This window comes from Devosia sp. (assembly GCF_965229025.1).
Lineage (GTDB): Bacteria > Pseudomonadota > Alphaproteobacteria > Rhizobiales > Devosiaceae > Devosia_A.
Window position 1 is genome coordinate 3992777 of the sequence record NZ_OZ245853.1, and the last position, 15644, is coordinate 4008420.

18 protein-coding genes are annotated in these 15644 nt (G+C 60.0%); 12 read left to right on the forward strand and 6 right to left on the reverse strand.

Annotated elements, in window-relative coordinates:
* The gene (locus ACO06J_RS19460) at positions 1-1002 is read left to right on the forward strand and encodes an OmpA family protein (RefSeq protein WP_421762365.1); all 1002 of its coding nucleotides are present in this window, start codon (positions 1-3) and stop codon (positions 1000-1002) included.
* Here the strand turns inward: ACO06J_RS19460 and aroB are convergent.
* Together aroB and ACO06J_RS19470 are read right to left on the reverse strand one after the other, a co-directional pair.
* Complete coding sequence (gene aroB, locus ACO06J_RS19465; RefSeq protein ID WP_421762366.1) at positions 999-2117, reverse strand: 3-dehydroquinate synthase; 1119 nt, start codon at positions 2115-2117, stop codon at positions 999-1001. The two genes, ACO06J_RS19460 and aroB, sit on opposite strands and share 4 nt — an antisense overlap.
* Positions 2107-2709, reverse strand: coding sequence for a shikimate kinase (locus ACO06J_RS19470; RefSeq protein ID WP_421762367.1), 603 nt, complete (start codon positions 2707-2709; stop codon positions 2107-2109). Before ACO06J_RS19470 ends, aroB begins: the two co-directional genes overlap by 11 nt.
* Before the next feature lie 138 nt (positions 2710-2847).
* Between ACO06J_RS19470 and ACO06J_RS19475 the strand changes: the two genes are divergently transcribed.
* Positions 2848-3162 carry a hypothetical protein gene (locus tag ACO06J_RS19475; protein ID WP_421762368.1) on the forward strand — a complete coding sequence of 105 codons (315 nt, stop codon included), beginning with the start codon at positions 2848-2850 and terminating at the stop codon, positions 3160-3162.
* Entirely contained in the window at positions 3159-4073 is a 915-nt protein-coding gene (locus tag ACO06J_RS19480) for a site-specific tyrosine recombinase XerD (RefSeq protein WP_421762369.1), read from the forward strand. The genes ACO06J_RS19475 and ACO06J_RS19480 overlap by 4 nt, the downstream gene beginning before the upstream one ends.
* A gap of 8 nt (positions 4074-4081) precedes the next feature.
* Here the strand turns inward: ACO06J_RS19480 and ACO06J_RS19485 are convergent, their stop codons facing one another.
* Complete coding sequence (locus ACO06J_RS19485; RefSeq protein WP_421762370.1) at positions 4082-4420, reverse strand: hypothetical protein; 339 nt, start codon at positions 4418-4420, stop codon at positions 4082-4084.
* A gap of 191 nt (positions 4421-4611) precedes the next feature.
* Here ACO06J_RS19485 and ACO06J_RS19490 point away from each other — a divergent pair, with 191 nt between their 5' ends.
* The 3 genes from ACO06J_RS19490 (at position 4612) to ACO06J_RS19500 (ending at position 7345) form a co-directional block, all read left to right on the forward strand.
* Positions 4612-5571 (forward strand): acetyl-CoA carboxylase carboxyltransferase subunit alpha, encoded by a 960-nt coding sequence (locus tag ACO06J_RS19490; protein ID WP_421762371.1) that lies wholly within the window; start codon positions 4612-4614, stop codon positions 5569-5571.
* Between the two features lie 135 nt (positions 5572-5706).
* The gene (locus ACO06J_RS19495) at positions 5707-6714 is read left to right on the forward strand and encodes a L,D-transpeptidase family protein (protein ID WP_421762372.1); all 1008 of its coding nucleotides are present in this window, start codon (positions 5707-5709) and stop codon (positions 6712-6714) included.
* A gap of 7 nt (positions 6715-6721) precedes the next feature.
* Entirely contained in the window at positions 6722-7345 is a 624-nt protein-coding gene (locus ACO06J_RS19500; protein WP_421762373.1) for a hypothetical protein, read from the forward strand.
* Between the two features lie 23 nt (positions 7346-7368).
* On the opposite strand, the gene ACO06J_RS19505 is transcribed toward ACO06J_RS19500, so the two are convergent.
* The gene (locus ACO06J_RS19505; protein ID WP_421762374.1) at positions 7369-8403 is read right to left on the reverse strand and encodes a glycosyltransferase; all 1035 of its coding nucleotides are present in this window, start codon (positions 8401-8403) and stop codon (positions 7369-7371) included.
* Between the two features lie 919 nt (positions 8404-9322).
* On the opposite strand from ACO06J_RS19505, the gene ACO06J_RS19510 reads away from it, so the two are divergent.
* The 3 genes from ACO06J_RS19510 to ACO06J_RS19520 all read left to right on the forward strand — a co-directional run bounded on the left by ACO06J_RS19510 (position 9323) and on the right by ACO06J_RS19520 (position 11583).
* Complete coding sequence (locus ACO06J_RS19510) at positions 9323-9730, forward strand: hypothetical protein (protein WP_421762375.1); 408 nt, start codon at positions 9323-9325, stop codon at positions 9728-9730.
* Between the two features lie 270 nt (positions 9731-10000).
* Positions 10001-10738: a competence protein CoiA gene (locus tag ACO06J_RS19515; protein ID WP_421762551.1), complete on the forward strand. Its 738-nt coding sequence runs from the start codon at positions 10001-10003 to the stop codon at positions 10736-10738.
* 278 nt (positions 10739-11016) lie between these two features.
* Positions 11017-11583: a tyrosine-type recombinase/integrase gene (locus tag ACO06J_RS19520; RefSeq protein ID WP_421762376.1), complete on the forward strand. Its 567-nt coding sequence runs from the start codon at positions 11017-11019 to the stop codon at positions 11581-11583.
* A gap of 126 nt (positions 11584-11709) precedes the next feature.
* Here the strand turns inward: ACO06J_RS19520 and ACO06J_RS19525 are convergent, their stop codons facing one another.
* Both ACO06J_RS19525 and ACO06J_RS19530 read right to left on the reverse strand, forming a co-directional pair.
* Positions 11710-12156 carry a hypothetical protein gene (locus tag ACO06J_RS19525; protein ID WP_421762377.1) on the reverse strand — a complete coding sequence of 149 codons (447 nt, stop codon included), beginning with the start codon at positions 12154-12156 and terminating at the stop codon, positions 11710-11712.
* A gap of 285 nt (positions 12157-12441) precedes the next feature.
* Positions 12442-13302, reverse strand: a complete 861-nt coding sequence (locus tag ACO06J_RS19530; protein WP_421762378.1) for a hypothetical protein — start codon at positions 13300-13302, stop codon at positions 12442-12444.
* A gap of 159 nt (positions 13303-13461) precedes the next feature.
* On the opposite strand from ACO06J_RS19530, the gene ACO06J_RS19535 reads away from it, so the two are divergent.
* The 3 genes from ACO06J_RS19535 to ACO06J_RS19545 all read left to right on the forward strand — a co-directional run bounded on the left by ACO06J_RS19535 (position 13462) and on the right by ACO06J_RS19545 (position 15642).
* The gene (locus ACO06J_RS19535; protein WP_421762379.1) at positions 13462-14274 is read left to right on the forward strand and encodes a hypothetical protein; all 813 of its coding nucleotides are present in this window, start codon (positions 13462-13464) and stop codon (positions 14272-14274) included.
* Between the two features lie 679 nt (positions 14275-14953).
* Positions 14954-15385, forward strand: coding sequence for a hypothetical protein (locus tag ACO06J_RS19540; protein WP_421762380.1), 432 nt, complete (start codon positions 14954-14956; stop codon positions 15383-15385).
* Positions 15385-15642: a hypothetical protein gene (locus tag ACO06J_RS19545; protein WP_421762381.1), complete on the forward strand. Its 258-nt coding sequence runs from the start codon at positions 15385-15387 to the stop codon at positions 15640-15642. The genes ACO06J_RS19540 and ACO06J_RS19545 overlap by 1 nt, the downstream gene beginning before the upstream one ends.
* The last annotated feature ends 2 nt before the right edge of the window (positions 15643-15644 follow it).

A 15644-nucleotide genomic window follows, 5' to 3' on the forward strand; every position in this document is an offset into this window, starting at 1 on the left:
ATGTTCAGTCGCAAAGCAGCGGTGATCGCCGCCATTTTATCAGTTTCATTCGTTCCAGCGACGGCCTTTGCCGCCCCGAGCACGCTTTCACTCATCATCGGTGGCGAGGCCTATGACGGCGCGCCGCGCTTCGAGGTGAGCTTTGACGGCAAGCCGGTGGGCGAAGCGGCTGTCGACACGGCCATCGACACCGTCAGTTCCGGAAGGTTCGCGGACGCGGCGGACAAGTCGGCTTATGTCCAGAGCTTTGACTTCCCCATTCCCGAGGCGTTGTTCAAGCCCGGCGGCGAGGTCAGGGTCCGGCTGATCAACGAGGCCTATGGCGGGGATGGGTCCAATCACGACCGCAACCTCTATCTTGCGGCGGTCTCGGTGAACGGTCGCGCGGTCACCGTTTCGGGCCTCCGCACGCAGGGCACCAAGGCCGATCAGGGCAACGAGGTGCTGGGCGAGTTCCTGGTGCTGCGCGACGGCAATATGGAGGGCGTTTCTATGCCGCCCGCTGGTGGCTGGCCGCAGCCGGGGGCTGCCGTCGCAAGTGTCGCGGCGCAACCCGCGCCATCTATGCAAATGGCTCCGGTGGTCGTCGCCAAGCTGCATGCGCCCGAGCCGGCCGGCGGCACGGTGCAGACCGCCAGCCTCGATACATCGGAGAATGCTGAGCCCCAGGCCGCCTGCAATCGCGATGAGCTCTACAACGTCATCGGCTTCAACGAGAACTCCAATGACCTGACGCCAAGGCTCAAAGCGCGGCTGGACCAGATCATTGCCGATATCGGCACGCAGAAGTGCCGGGTGCTGGTGACCGGCTATTCGAGCCGGCAGGGCAGCCACGCAACGAGTGCGCTGTTTGCCATCGAGCGGGCGCAGAACGTTCTCGCCTATCTCAAGGCTGAGGGCATCGCCTTCGACAAGGCCACCGCAACCGGCGGCGGCGCCACCGAGCAGTTCGGCGAAGCACCGGGTGCCAACCGCCGCGTCGTGATCAGCGTCACGCCTTAGGCGTTCCGCATGGCGTCGAGATAAGCGGCGACCGTAGCAGGATCGACGTTCTTTTCGATGAACGCCTTGCCGATGCCGCGGGTCAGAATGAAGGTGAGCGCGCCGCGCACAACCTTCTTGTCCTGCGCGATGGCGTTCATCAGGTAGTCGGTGCCGGGCAACTCCCCGGGAATATCGGCAAGCCGGGTGGGCAAGCCGGCAGCGGCCAGATGCTGGGCGATGCGCCCGGTATCCTGGCTTGGTGCCAGGCCGAGTTGCGCGGAAAAGCCGTGGGCCAGCACCATGCCGATGGCCACGCCCTCACCATGCAGCAGCCGGTCCGAATAGCCGGTGGCCGATTCGAGCGCGTGCCCAAAAGTGTGGCCAAGATTGAGCAGCGCGCGGACGCCGGTTTCCTTCTCGTCGGCCAGCACAAAGTGGGTCTTGGCGGCGCAACAATGCGCCACCATTTCGGCCCGCAGCGCCAGATCGCCAGCGAAGATGGCGCGATTGTTTTCCTCGAGCCAGAAGTAGAACCACTCGTCGTCGATGAGCCCGTACTTCACCACTTCCGCATAACCGGCAGCGAACTGCCGGAGCGGCAAGGTCGCCAGTGCGTCAAGGTCCGCCAGCACCAGCTTGGGCTGGTGAAAGGCACCGATCAGGTTCTTGCCGTGGGGAGAGTTGATGCCGGTCTTGCCTCCGACGGAGCTATCAACCTGTGCCAGAAGCGATGTCGGGATCTGGACGAAATCCATGCCACGCCGCGCAATCGAGGCGGCAAAGCCCGCGAGATCACCGATCACGCCACCACCCAAAGCAATCACCAGATCGCCGCGCTCGAGCCGCGCGTCGAGAATGCCTTCGACCACCTCGCCGAGCCGTGCGAACGACTTGGTGCTTTCGCCATTGGGCAAAATGATCGAGCTGTGGCTGAGGCCAGCGGCATCAAGCGAGGCGGCGAGCCGCGGCAATTGCGCCTTGGCCACTTCACTGTCGGTGACAATGCCGAAGCGTCGCCCCGGGAACTTCGCCTTCAACCGCTCGCCTGCACTATCGAGGAGCCCGGTGCCGATCTCGATGTCATAAGCCCGTTCGCCGAGCGGCACGTGAACGCGGGTGGGCTCAGCGGCCATCGGCGTGCTCCTCGGTTGGGGTCAGGTAATTCAAAATCGCGTCGATCACTTCGGACGCTACCTGATCCTGAGGCACGTCACGCGACACCACGGTCACGTCGGCGTCGGCATAGGTGGGGTAGCGTGCCTCGATCAGCTTTTGCAGCGTTTCTCGTGGGTTGGCGGTCTTCAGCAGCGGGCGGTTGGAGCGGCGTGAGACGCGCGCGAACAACAGCTCGAAATCGGCTTTGATCCACACCGAGACCGCAGCCTCTTTGACGAGTGCGCGGGTTTCCGGGTTCATGAAGGCGCCGCCGCCGGTGCCGAGCACGACGGCCTGTTCCTTCAGCAGCCGGGCGATGACCTTGGCCTCCCCGGCACGGAAGTCTGCCTCGCCCCGATTCTTGAAGATTTCCTCGATGCTCATCCCGGCGGCTTTTTCCACCTCTTCGTCGCTGTCGACAAAGTGGCGGCCGATACGGCTCGCAAGCCGGCGGCCGACTGTAGTTTTGCCCGCGCCCATCATGCCCACCAGCACGATCGGCCTGCCGCCGAGCCGCGCCAGCAGGTCCTCGCGCCGATCCTCGCGGGTGGAAACGCCTTCGCGTGACATGATGAGCCGGACATCCCTGTTGTGCGGGGTTTGAAGCGTTAGGGGCACATAAAGTCAATGCCTGCTAACATGGCAAGGAACTTGATCGCCTCCGCGAAACGAGGGACACTCCCCTTCGCGTGACAAAAGCGGATTGCCATGCCGACCCTTATTCGCCTCTTCGTTATTCTGCTGGTTCTGGCAGGACTTGGCTACGGTGCCATGTTTGGCCTCGTGGCTGCCGTCACTCCCAAGCAGAAGGATGTGACCATCCGGATTCCGCCACGCGAACTCGTGGCCGGCCCGGAGCGCGATCCGCTGGTCAAGCGCGAGATCAACACCACCCGCAAGCCCGACGGTCCGGCCGATGCGACCCCGGCGGTTGCGGTCGACACGCCCGCCGCTGACGTACCTGCCGATGCTACGGCGCCCAATGAGGGCGATGTGGTCACCAAGGAACAGGGCGTCGAATGAGCGAGGCCCACCTCGTTGACGCCTTTCTCGAAATGATGAGCGCCGAGCGCGGCGCCGCCAAGAACACCATCGCCGCCTACCGACGCGACCTCGGCGACTATTCAGCCTTTCTCGGGCGCCGGGGCGCGGCACTCACCAGCGCCAGCCGCGAGCATGTGACGCAATATCTCGCTTCCCTCGAAGCCGAAGGGCTTGCCGCTTCGTCAAGCGCGCGAAAGCTCTCCGCCATCCGGCAGTTCCACAAGTTTCTCGCTGCCGACGCCGTGCGCAGCGACGATCCCACCCGCATCATTGCCTCCCCCAAGGCGCGCCGCGCGCTCCCCAAGGTGCTGTCGATCGCCGAGGTCGACCGCATGCTGGCCTTGGCGGAAACCGAGGCCGAATCAGCCGACGCCAGCCCGGCCCAGCTCGCTGCCGCGCAGCGCCTGCATCTTTTGCTCGAACTGCTCTATGCCACCGGCATGCGTGTCTCGGAACTGGTGGAGCTCAAGCGCGCTGCAGTGATGCGGGATGCGAGCTACCTCACAGTCAAGGGCAAGGGCGGCAAGGAGCGCATAGTTCCGGTGACCGACCGGGCGCGTGACGCCATCAAGGCCTACGTGGCGACGCTACCGCCGGGCCTCTGGCTGTTTCCTGCAAATGGTGAGGATGGTCACCTCAGCCGCCAGGTTTTTGCACGCGATCTGAAGGGGCTGGGGGCGCGCGCCGGCATCGCGGCAGCCCGCATTTCGCCGCACGTGCTGCGCCACGCCTTTGCCAGTCATCTCCTCGCTGGCGGAGCGGATCTTCGCGTCGTGCAGACCCTCCTGGGGCATGCCGATATCGCCACCACGCAGATCTACACCCACGTGCTCGATGAAAAGCTGAAAACACTGGTCGAAACGCACCACCCGCTGGCCGAGGCCGGTTGAGCGGGCGTTCAGGAACTCCGGCGATGGAGTCCGTCGAGCCGCACCAGCAACTGGTCGAGCGCCGACAATACGTCAGTCATCAGCAAGGGTGGCTGCTTTGCGGGCGCAACAGGAACCGGGTCCATCCAGGTCTGGCGTAGTTCGGCGATCCGGTCCTTGCGGCGGCGACGCGCCGCTTTGGCTTCCGCCAGAGTGTGCCGCATCGCTTCGCTGTTCGCATCGAGATGGAAAAGGCTCTCACATTCGGGGCAATAGGCCTGACCGCCGGGGCGCAAGAGCTTGGCGTTCTCGATGAAATGCCCGTGGCAGTGTGGGCAGGGCACATCGATTAAGGCGTAGGCACTCATGGTGGAAGACGGTCCGTGGTGGTCGCGGTTAAGGTCGCTGTCATGATTGTCACCAAACTGTCGCACAATCGTTAATCACAGGGTTTGGGGCAGCCGCGTATCGCGGCTTGACTCAAAGGCCCGGCATCGCCACTTTCCGGCCACTTTGGGGCGCGACTGAGCGCTTCCCCTGGGCTCTATTGGCGGGTTGGATGCAGTCCTATCTCGATTTCGAAAAGCCGGTTGCCGATCTCGAAGGCAAGATCGCCGAACTGAAGTCGCTGGCAGCGACTGATCAGGCGGTCTCCATTGATGAAGAAGTCAGCCGGCTCTCGGCACGCGCCGATGAGGCCTTGGTCGATATCTACCGGCGCCTGACGCCCTGGCAGAAGATGCAGGTGGCGCGCCATCCTCAGCGCCCGCATCTGTCGGACTACATCAAGACCCTTATCACCGAGTGGACGCCGCTGGCCGGCGACCGGAAGTTCGCCGAAGACCCCGCCCTTCAGGCAGGCTTTGGCCGCTTCAACGGCCAGCCCGTCGCCGTTCTGGGCCAGGAGAAGGGTTCGAACACCGAGACCCGGCTCAAGCACAATTTCGGCATGCCTCGACCCGAGGGCTACCGCAAGGCCGTGCGCATCATGGAGATGGCGGATCGCTTCGATATCCCACTGATCTCGTTTGTCGACACCGCCGGCGCCTATCCCGGCATCGGCGCCGAAGAGCGCGGCCAGGCCGAGGCGATTGCCCGGTCCACCGAAAAGTGCCTCGAACTCGGCGTGCCCAACATTGCCATCGTCATCGGCGAGGGCGGCTCCGGTGGTGCCATTGCCATCGCCGTCGCCAATCGCGTGCTGATGCTTGAGAACGCCATCTATGCCGTGATCTCACCCGAGGGCGCGGCGTCCATCCTCTGGCGCGATGCCGCCAAGGCGCAGGACGCGGCCAACAACATGAAGATCACCGCCGCAGACCTTTTAGCGCTCGGCGTGATCGATGGCATCATCCCCGAGCCGCCCGGTGGCGCGCATCGCCATCACGCAGAGGTGATGGATTCGACCAACAAGGCCATTTCGCAGTTTCTCAGCGATTTTCCCTCAAGCCGCGGACGGCTGGACGTCAGGGAACACCGGCGAAACAAATTCCTCGCTATCGGCACCAATTTGAGTTGATCGGCGCGCGCCCCAGGCGCAAAAGCCGATCTCAAGGGGCCGGTAACCATATCGGCTTACGCTGTGGTAACCGTCGCGCCCTTACCGGATCGGCATGGGCAGATCGAATTCGGGTAGCAGGTCTTGAGCAGTTTCGTGCGCGCTTTCATTGGCGTTATTGCCATCGTAGTGGTCGGGCTGGGTCTATCGGCCTGCAGCAACTTCAAGCCTGCGCCCAATGCCAAAGCCAACGCACCGCTCAAGCAGGAACTGGTGCACAAGCTCGCCTCTATCGGGTCGTCGCCTGGCGCGCCGATGATGGTGCGCATCTTCAAACAGACCAACGAACTCGAAGTCTGGAAGCAGGCGGGCGGCACGTTCAAGCTGGTCAAGACCTACGAGATCTGTGCCTGGTCCGGCGGGCTCGGCCCCAAGGTGGTCGAGGGCGACCGGCAGTCGCCTGAAGGGTTCTACAACATCACCCCCGGGCTGATGAATCCCAATTCCAACTACTACCTCGCCTTCAATACCGGCTTTCCCAACAAGTTCGACCGCGCCTATGGGCGTACCGGGTCCGACCTGATGGTACATGGCGATTGCTCGTCGCGCGGCTGCTATTCGATGACCGACGAGTCGATCGCCGAGATTTATGCCTTGGCCCGCGAGACGTTTGCCGGCGGCAATGCGTCGTTCCAGCTGCAGATCTTTCCGTTCCGCATGACGCCGGGCAACCTCGCCATGCATGCGGACGATCCCAATATGAGCTTCTGGAAAGACATCAAGGAAGGCTACGACCGGTTCGAACTGGCGGGCCAACCAGCCAGTTGGGACGTGTGCAACAAGCACTACGTCTTCGGAGTGCCTGACGGGATGACGCTCGATGCCAGTGGCTCCTGCCCGGTGCAGGTCGCGCAGGGTGTTCCGGCTTCGGTTGTCGCCAAGATGGCGGCTGACGATGCCGCCATGGCCAAGGAAGTCGCCGCAATCGCAGATCGCAAGGCCAAAGCCGCAGCGGACGCCAAGGCGGCCGCCGACGCTGAGGCCGCGGCCAAGGCACGCGGTCAGGCCATCGGCAGCTTCATCGGCGGCCTGTTCGGCGATGACGGCACGATCGATCCCAGCAAGGTGCCGCCGATCCCGGCGCCGCCCATTCACCGCGTTTAGCGCTCCGATGCGCCGCCATCGCCGCCTGGTCCTGATCGATCGCGTCATCCCGTTTCTTGCCGCGCTGATCGGACTTATCGCGTTGGCGGGCGCGGTCGTGGTGCAACTCAACAGCGTCTCGCGCTCTGAGGCCGTCACCGAAGAAATGGCGAAACTCACCGCCGCAGTGGACCAGCTCAACCAGCGCACCGCTACCCCCGCCGCCGCTCCCGATGACGGCACCGCAGCGGGCCTCCTGGCACTTCAGGATCGGATGGTCAAACTCGAGGGTGATGTCAAAGCAGCTGCAGCAAAGCTTGCGGCAACGCCACCAGCGGTCGTTGGCGCACTGCCTGCGGCTGGTACCGAGGCCGTCGCAACTGCCCCGGCCAAGATCGATCCGAACCTGCCCACCACTGACTGTATCCCGCTGGGCACCCGCTTCATGGTGACCCCGAACGAGAGCTATCCGCTCTGCCAGTCCAAGGCAAAAATCGAGGTCGGATCCATCACCGCCGACACCGTCGACATCAACGGCGCGGGCACCGTCACTGAAACCGGCTTCGGCACGCTGGTTGGTACGACGTGCACCGTGATGGTGTTCTCCGCTGACGCAGAGGGCTTTGCCGAGTTGCGAGTGACCTGCACCTGACCACAGCCACGCACTCGGCGAGCTCACTGAGGCGGGATGACCACCGATTGCAGCAGTGGGGCGAGGCTCCGCAAGTAGCGCGATGTGTCGGCGAGCATCTGATCAGGCGGGCAAGGCTGCATTTCCTGAAAGCGCGCGATGGCGTCCTGATAGATCGACACAAATTTGGTCACAGCCAGGCTGAGCGGGCGGGTCGAGCGCACATGTTCGCTGGCCCGTTGGATGAGGGCAGGTGAATAGCGGTCAATCTCCGCTCCAATGGCGCGGCTGCTGACCCGAAGCCGGGATCGCGCCGATAGGTTCAAGAGCCCCCCAGGGCCCTCAAGACCTTCCGCTGTTGCCAGTCCAGCGACGCCAGAACTGTCACATACAATCGCGGCGCAACCGCTCGCCATGGCCTCGAGGGCGCTGCGTCCCACTGCGAACACAATATCGAACTCGCGCAATACTTTGCCCGGCTCGAATGTGACGCTGCCAAAGCCGCGGCCAATGCTGGCCACGGCGATCCGGCGTTCATTGCATGCCTCGAGTATAGCCTTGGTCAAAGGATGCTGATCGTCCAGGTTGTTATTATATATCAGTGCCTTGCGTGGAACGGCCGCGATCTCCGGCTTGAGCTCGATGGTCTCGTCGTCAAAAAAGCTCGGCACGATCACGGCCGGTCGACCGTCAAGCTTAACGCTGGTCATGATCCGCTCGTGGGTCAGCGGTCCCACGCCAATGTAGGTCATGATGGTGGGGAAAGTCGGCGGCTGTTCTGCGAGCGGCAGCCAGCCGTGGCAGACATACACCGCCGGCACGTTGGGAAATGCGAGGCACGCTGTCATGGCCTCGAGGTGATGGTGACCGTGGATGAGGTCAGGGCTCTCCTGGAGAGCGCTCAACTCGGCGATCACCGGTATCCCCAGTTCCCACAGAGCCTGCCCCACTTGCCCGACGGTCGGCGAATAGACGACCGGATTGTGCCCGAGGCGTCGCAGTCGCACCGCGAGCTCGTAGGTGTACAGTTCGGTCCCGGCCCGCTCAGCCATGCTGTTGTTTGTAAGCAGAATGCGCATGGCCAGCCCTCACCTGTCGCCTGGCAGAGGATCAGCGGTTTCGGGCGAGGGCAAGGCAGCGCTGCTCCCAGCATTGTCACCAATCTCCGCCTAGTGCCTCCCCAGGCGCAAACAAAAAGGCCGCCTCTGAAGGCGGCCTTGGTTTTCAGCTCAATCGGCTAGTTCAGAACGCGCCGTGACAGTGCTTGAACTGCCACGTTTATGGAATTTGCGTAGTAAAATCAACATGATAGTGGTTGGCTATTTTGGGTGCCTACCGTTTGCCTACAAGTCTTCTGAGAAACGTGTCAGTGTCTGGGCGCAGTAAATCATCAGTAGTCACCTATCATGAAACCGCCTGACTTGATACCTTGATAACAAGTCCTCGAAGAAAGCGGGCGAAGTACTGTTTCGTTAATTTGATCCGATAAATCAACGCTGGCAGCGCAAGCGGGGATGTTCACATACTGATATCCCTTCTTGGCCATACATTGAAAATGTACCTGTTGGCGCAGATTTGCGTTTACGTCGTAAGATTGAGTTTCTCCCCCGTATGTCTGTCCCCCTACTTGGTTGCAGAAGGTCTGAGTTCCAATCTGGTTGCAGATCGCTGAGCCGGGCGTACTGTATTCGGGTGATGTGGTGGTGTGGATTTGGGCTGGAACTCGCTGTACCGCATCAACCTGACAGTCTGTATTGTCGGATACAATCTGCTGAAAGTTGACGCCGCTCTTGTAGAACATGGGCATCGGGTGCCCAGCCCGTTGGGCTTCATAAGTTGTCATTGCGCCCGAACAGCCAGCCAAAAGCAGAACTATGACGGGAAGTATGTAACGCTTGGTTCTCAAGATTGTGGCTTCCGACGCGGAACTGATTGCATTTGGTCGACCCTCTTTGTTCGATTCGAACTCAGCACACTCTGGGAACCCGGACAAGGCGGGTGCCTGATAGCGCGAAGCAATTCCGGTTGTTTTCCTCTGCTGCTGACCGGCACAAACTCCGACAAGGAGTGCGGCCGGAGTGGATGGAGGGAAGCTGGCAAGACGTTTGCCGCTGCTCCGCTCATGGGAACGGCAGCACATGCCAATGGGCTGGCTCGATCATTGCCGGCGACATTGTGCTGCTAGCGCTCGCACGTGATGATGGCGACGCAGCGCGGGTGAAGGATTTCCACCTGTCACTGCACTGCAGCGAAGATCGCTTTAGCCAGGTCTTGAAGGAGCTGGTGAGTGATGGCTGGCTGACCATGGAACGCGATGAAGCTGACCGACGTATGAGGAAGGTCTATGCCAGCGACCGGCTTCGGTTGCTATTTGATGAGTATCAGCGGTTCCTTTTTGAGATGTAGGTTGATCCGCGCACTATCCAGTCACTCGACCTACCCGAAGAAGAAGGTGGCAGCGCCGAGTAACAGGCGACCGGCAGCTATAAGGGGCCTTTGCACGACGAAGCTGTGGATAACTCCGCATATGCGTTTAGTGACACGCAGGCAAATTTCCGGTTGGTAGGTCTTTACTTGCCACGTAATGTTTGCTCGATCGGCTCATGTTCAGCGGATCGGATGGAACCGATGCATCTAGCACTTGTCGATGACGTACGAACGCCACCGTCACCTAAAATGGTCGGTACTTGTCCCGTGTGTGGTGATCCCGTTCTAGCCAAGTGCGGAACGATGCGGGTGCATCACTGGGCCCATCGCGGAACACTGGCGTGCGATGCCTGGTGGGAGCGCGAACTGCAATGGCATCGCGATTGGAAGAACAAGTTCCCGATCACTTGGCAGGAGAGCATTCGCTTGGCGGATGATGGTGAAAAGCACATCGCCGACGTTCGCACAGAAGCAGGCCTCGTGATTGAGTTTCAGTACTCCGCCATCGACCCATCTGAACGTGCTTCGCGCGAACTATTTTACGGCAACATGGCATGGGTGGTCTGCGGCACGAGGCTGCTGCGCGACCGAACTCGCTTTGTCGAAAATGCCGATCTTCTTTCCAGCATGAGCAAGGACTTCGTTTACGCGTGCCACGCACCGGAGAAGGTGTTTCCGCGGAGCTGGATCAGTAGCTCAGTCCCTGTTTTCTTCGACTTTGGCTCACTTGAAGGGAAGCTTGATCGGCTTTGGTGTCTGCTGCCGTATCGGGTCGACAGGGATGCGGTTGTCGTTGCGGTCTCGCGCGCTGCCTTTGTTAAGCTTGCGTCTGAAAACGCAGAAATATTGGAAGCGGAGAAGATTGCGAATTTGGTTGCCGACATGAAGCGGCTGGCCGCAATGAGGCAGGCACAAAGCTACAGGATGTCCGCTGTGCTGGATGCAGCGCGCTACCTACGGCAACCTCGCTTTAGGCGAAGGTTCTAGTCAGCACCGCCGGCCGGCGCATACGGAAGGTGCACGCTACTGAACGCTCTTTGGGTATCAGCTACCACTGTTCGAACGCCGCTCGTTCATCGACAAAGCACCTGCAGGGCCCATCAACATAACGTTCTCTACATTCGTTGATGTTGGCGCTTTGCCCGACAGGAAGCTAACCAGCTGATCTCGCTGACATTTGTTGCCGCGTCATTCCGGTTGTCCTGCTCAGCATCAGATAACATGCTGTTTGCGATGGATTTGTTATCCAGCAGCGGAGCATGGAAATGAAGCAAGCGCAGGTACTGACCGACAAGGACTGCAAGCGGGTGATGGCAAATGTCTCTCGCAGCGCGTTCGCTGAACGCAATCGCTGTGCCCTACAGCTTAGTTGGCTGGCGGGTATGCGGGTTGGCGAGATTGCAGCGCTGAACGTCGGCGACGTGCTCGATGCCGATGGTAATGTTCGCAGCGAGATCCAGCTTAAGGCAGCGCAGACGAAGGGCGACAAAGGCCGTACTGTGCTGCTGAACGCACAAGCGCAGGCGGAGATTGCCATTTACGCTCGCACGTTGAAGCAGCCAACACCGTATGATCCGCTGTTTCGCAGCAGGGTTGGCAAGCAGTTTTCCGCAAACAGCCTATGCCAGGTCTTCCTACGCATATACGACGACGCCGGTTTGGACCACGCAACTTCACACAGCGGTCGTCGCACATTCATAACGACGCTGGCGCACAAAGGGGTTTCAGTTCGCGTGCTTGCCGAACTGGCGGGGCACCGTTCAATTTCTACCACCCAAAGGTATATTGAGCTGAACGAAAACGTGCTTCGGGCAGCGGTGGAGCTGATTTAGCGAAGGTCTTTCGGGAAATAGGCATCCCGAATGCAACTCCGGAGCCTAGCATGAAGCAGACAGCCACCCGAAGGGTGGCTTTTGTCGTGTTACGACGTCGGCGGCTGCAGCGCGCCGACCTTCTTTCTAGTTCCAGCCGAATACCCGCTGGCATTCGCCCACCATGATCTCTCGAATTACCCAAATGTCTTTCTGGAATTGAACCGGGTCGCCCTTTCCGAACTTGTCGTAAAAACCCCGAAGACACGCAGCGTAGCGACCGAGCGCAGCTTTGTCCCGACGATGAATGAGCTGAAGTGCATGTCGGGCGAGAGGCTCAAAGGCTTTCTTTTCGTTCAGGCACACGCCAGCCGGCGCAATCTCTGCGGTCATCCAATCGCGTGCCGGTTGGGGAGCATACTTCGACAGAGACAGCTGCCAAGCGTAAAAAAGTGCCGTCAAGGCGCCGTAGTCGGAGCCGTGATCATAGAGGTCTTTGGCCAGCTCAAGTGTACCAGCAACCAGCGTAGGGTTGGCGTCAAGAATAGGAGGCTGGATCGTCACGAAGTCGAGAAGCTTGATAGTAGTGTTCATTGTCTGGGCCTTTTGTTTGGGGTGGTGCGAGCGCGTGTGGCGTTTGCTGTCGAGACAATCTCACCGTCTTCGGGCAGTGCCCATTGACAGGATGCAACACCGTAAGAACTGGAGACGATGTCAATTTGGCCGCGGCGACTGGCAAGAGCCCCTTCTTCTGTGTTCAGGGGCTGCCGCGAGGGGGCTTGTTCCTCGTGGAACAAGCGGTGCCTCTTTCGTGAGAGAGGTCATAAAGAGAAAGCCGCCCGTGGGCGGCTTTCTTGGCAGTCTGATAGTGCACCTCTGTTAGCTGGCTGATTCCTCAACTGGCTCCAGCTTGCCGGCCTTTATGTCGCCAAGGCCCCAATCGTCAGGGTTGAGACCTTTTTTGACCTCCGCTCGCTTGGCCATCTCGTACAGGACGTGCTTGCGCTGATCGAAAAGGTTCTCAGCTACTTGTTCGACGACGAACTTGATCGGCAGACGAGCTTCTAGCGCTGCAAACGCTCTTTGGACCAGGAGCCAATCCGCATCGTCGACCGTACGCTTTGTGAACGCGACTTTTGCGAAGAGTGCGTTGCGCGTTTCCTTCTCCCGCGGAAGGCCAGCAGTGATGCTGCTTATTTCGCGCGTGCTTGCCACTAGTTCCTTAACGTCAGCGCCCGAGAGGCTGTTCAGCGACTTTCCCTCGTTCAGCATCTTCTCAAAAGTCGACGCCGGGATCTGAGTGAGCTGATAGATCGACGTCCAGCTTGCAGGCAGTTGGTCGGCGTACTGCACAAGGCGAGGCTGCACTTTGCCGATGGCAAGGAACTTGCGGATGGTGCTGCTGGTGTCCTTGTACCCTACCGCCTGGCAAAAGGCGGCAAAGTTCGCTTCATCCAGTGACTTCCATGCCTCGTAGACCAAGCGGCAGAGGTCAAGCGTTGCGCGAGCGGTCTGTTGGACGCGGGTGCGGAACAATCGGACGTACTCATCGCGAGTATGGGCTACGATCGTTTCGGTATCCGTATGTGCTCGTTCCACCGAGATGAAACGGTAGTTTTCCTTTTTGTTGATAGTCATATCAGGAGGCGTGGTTGCAGCGGGCTGAGTGTCCGGTGCCTTGTTTTTGACTGCCTCATTGTTAGTTTGGCCTGCAGTCTTTTCGATTACTTCACTGTTCATTTTGGATCATACTTTCTGCGCATTGCGCGTTGTTTGCAGGCGACAGAATTGTCGAACTGCATGCTGCAATATTCGCTCGGAAAGGGCGCGCTGTGAGTTGACTACATCGGGTACGGCGCGGCAGAACTTCGTTGTCAATGTTGGCGTGCGGAGGGGCGGATGGTCTACGCGACGAACTGGCGAAGCGAGCGACTGCTGTACTATCGGTACGCGCCGCCACCGACCGAGCAGGATGAATTCCGGGACGAAGAACTGCCGAAAAAGCCATATCCGGGGGCAAGGCCATACGAGCGATCAGTCTATTTCTACTGGTGGGCATTCCTGCAGGAGCATGAAGGCTATCGGGAGTTCTGCGAGACGCACAACGATCCCCAGTACACGCGCCTCTATCGGGACTTCGGGGATTTGCGGCCTACCGACTTCGTGTCCTGGTGGCGCAGCAAGGGGCAGTTCCTATTCTGCGAGCCGCTTGAGCGCTTGGTCCGCGTGCACAAGGTGGCCGACAGTGGTGACGTTTCTATTGAACGGGCGAACGGGCACATAGTGGTGTCGTTTCCTGCCGACGGTCATGCCGACCGCATCCTCACCGAAATCGGGCATTTGATCTCAAGGGAGAGAGCGACACTGACAACGGTCAGCAATTGGAGCGAGGCGAAGTACCCGGTCGCAACGAAGCCGGTCCTGTCGTCACTGCATCAACACCTGCACATATGGAAGCTGCGCAGAAGCCATCCCGAGCTACCGCTTCACGAACTGGCCAAGACGGCGAACCTTCAGTTCAGCCGTGAATCGGACAACCCGTCAGATCGAGCGATTGTTGTAAGCCGATATCTGCGCCAGGCGGCGTGCATCATCGAGCACGTTGGGAAGGGACAGTTTCCAATTCTGAAGCCTTCGCAGCTCAAGGAGCGACCGGCTAAGGACCAACTCAACCTTCGGCGTCCGCGATCGAAGAACGAGCAATCCAAATAGCTGGACTTCAACGCGAGACGTCGTGTCAACACGACGCATGATGGCGCTGTGTTCCACGAGGAACAGCCGTCGCCGCGTTGGGTGCCATTGCATGACGCCTCGAAATATCGAGCATCGAGGGCTTGGGCAAACGCAACTTACACACGCCATCTCACTGCTCGGATTAGTTTCAAGCCCACACTCAGCTTCGCTTCGCGTGTGCTGCGTACTCGTTCGTCTCGCCTCGCAAGCTCGTCGTCTCACTTCGTTCGCATCTTCTTCTTCGTTGATGTTTTGTGGTCGATCTTTCTTCTCTGGTCATTGCAAGGAAGCCACACTTCGCCCTGTTACAGGCGAAGTGTACGACGATCATTGCTGAGGTCCGTCCGAGCTGCGCCACCGGTTTTGTTACGGTCAGGGGTGGTTTGGCGATCTCCCTATTATGGCGGCCTTCGGCCCTGCATCGGGCCCAAACGCAGCACCGCTGGCCCTTCGCTCGTCCGCGCCAGGAGTGCTTGTGGGTTACAAGTGTTCAGTAGAGCCCACTCATGATCGGACGACGCACCTGCGACGACCGAACTTGGTTCTGAAACATACCCTCTGCTCATTGCGCACCTTCCAACGGCAACAGCGTTTTCAAGCGCTGGCAGTTTCGTGCGTTAGCGGTCGAGCCGCACAAGCCCCCATTTCTCGGGACAGCATGTCACGCTTGTATTTAGCAAACCGGCGAGGAAACCGGCTGGAAACAGACCTTTTCGAGAACCGATTGCCCAACAGCGCTCTTTTCGGTCGCCTTGCTAAATACGTGATGGAAAAAAATTTATCACCTTTCACCCAAGCCAAACTCGATGTTGACCAGCGCCTAGCGGACGAACTCCGACGATGCGGCGTCTATTCGACCCTTGCCGATATCAGCCGAGCCTGCGGCAAGAACCCGACCTATTTCAATTGCATGCGCAAGAAAGGCTACGGCCTGCACGTTGGCAGCCTCGTGTTCCTGCAGGCCATGCTGATGACGAAATGCAACAAGACCGAGGACATTCGACTTAGGGGAAAACTGCGCCTGGCCATCAACGCCGTGAATACCGCTGTGCAGGAGAAAATCCGGTTGCGCGAGATGGAGCTTGATTGATGCGAGCGCATGAGTTGCGCCCAGACCTATCCGTGGTCGAAAGGCAGGCGCAGAAGCGCGAAGGGTTGGCGCGGCTGCAGGCCAGGCTTGCGGACGCAAGGAAATGGAAGGGCGTGATCGCTGAATTGTCGGCGAAGACGAAGCGAACCCGCGTTCGGACCGACACCGAGGCAGATGTGCTCTCAGGCGCTGTGTTCAAGCTCCACCACACCATCTACATGATCAACCTGATAAAGCAGGCGCTGATTGGTCTATAACG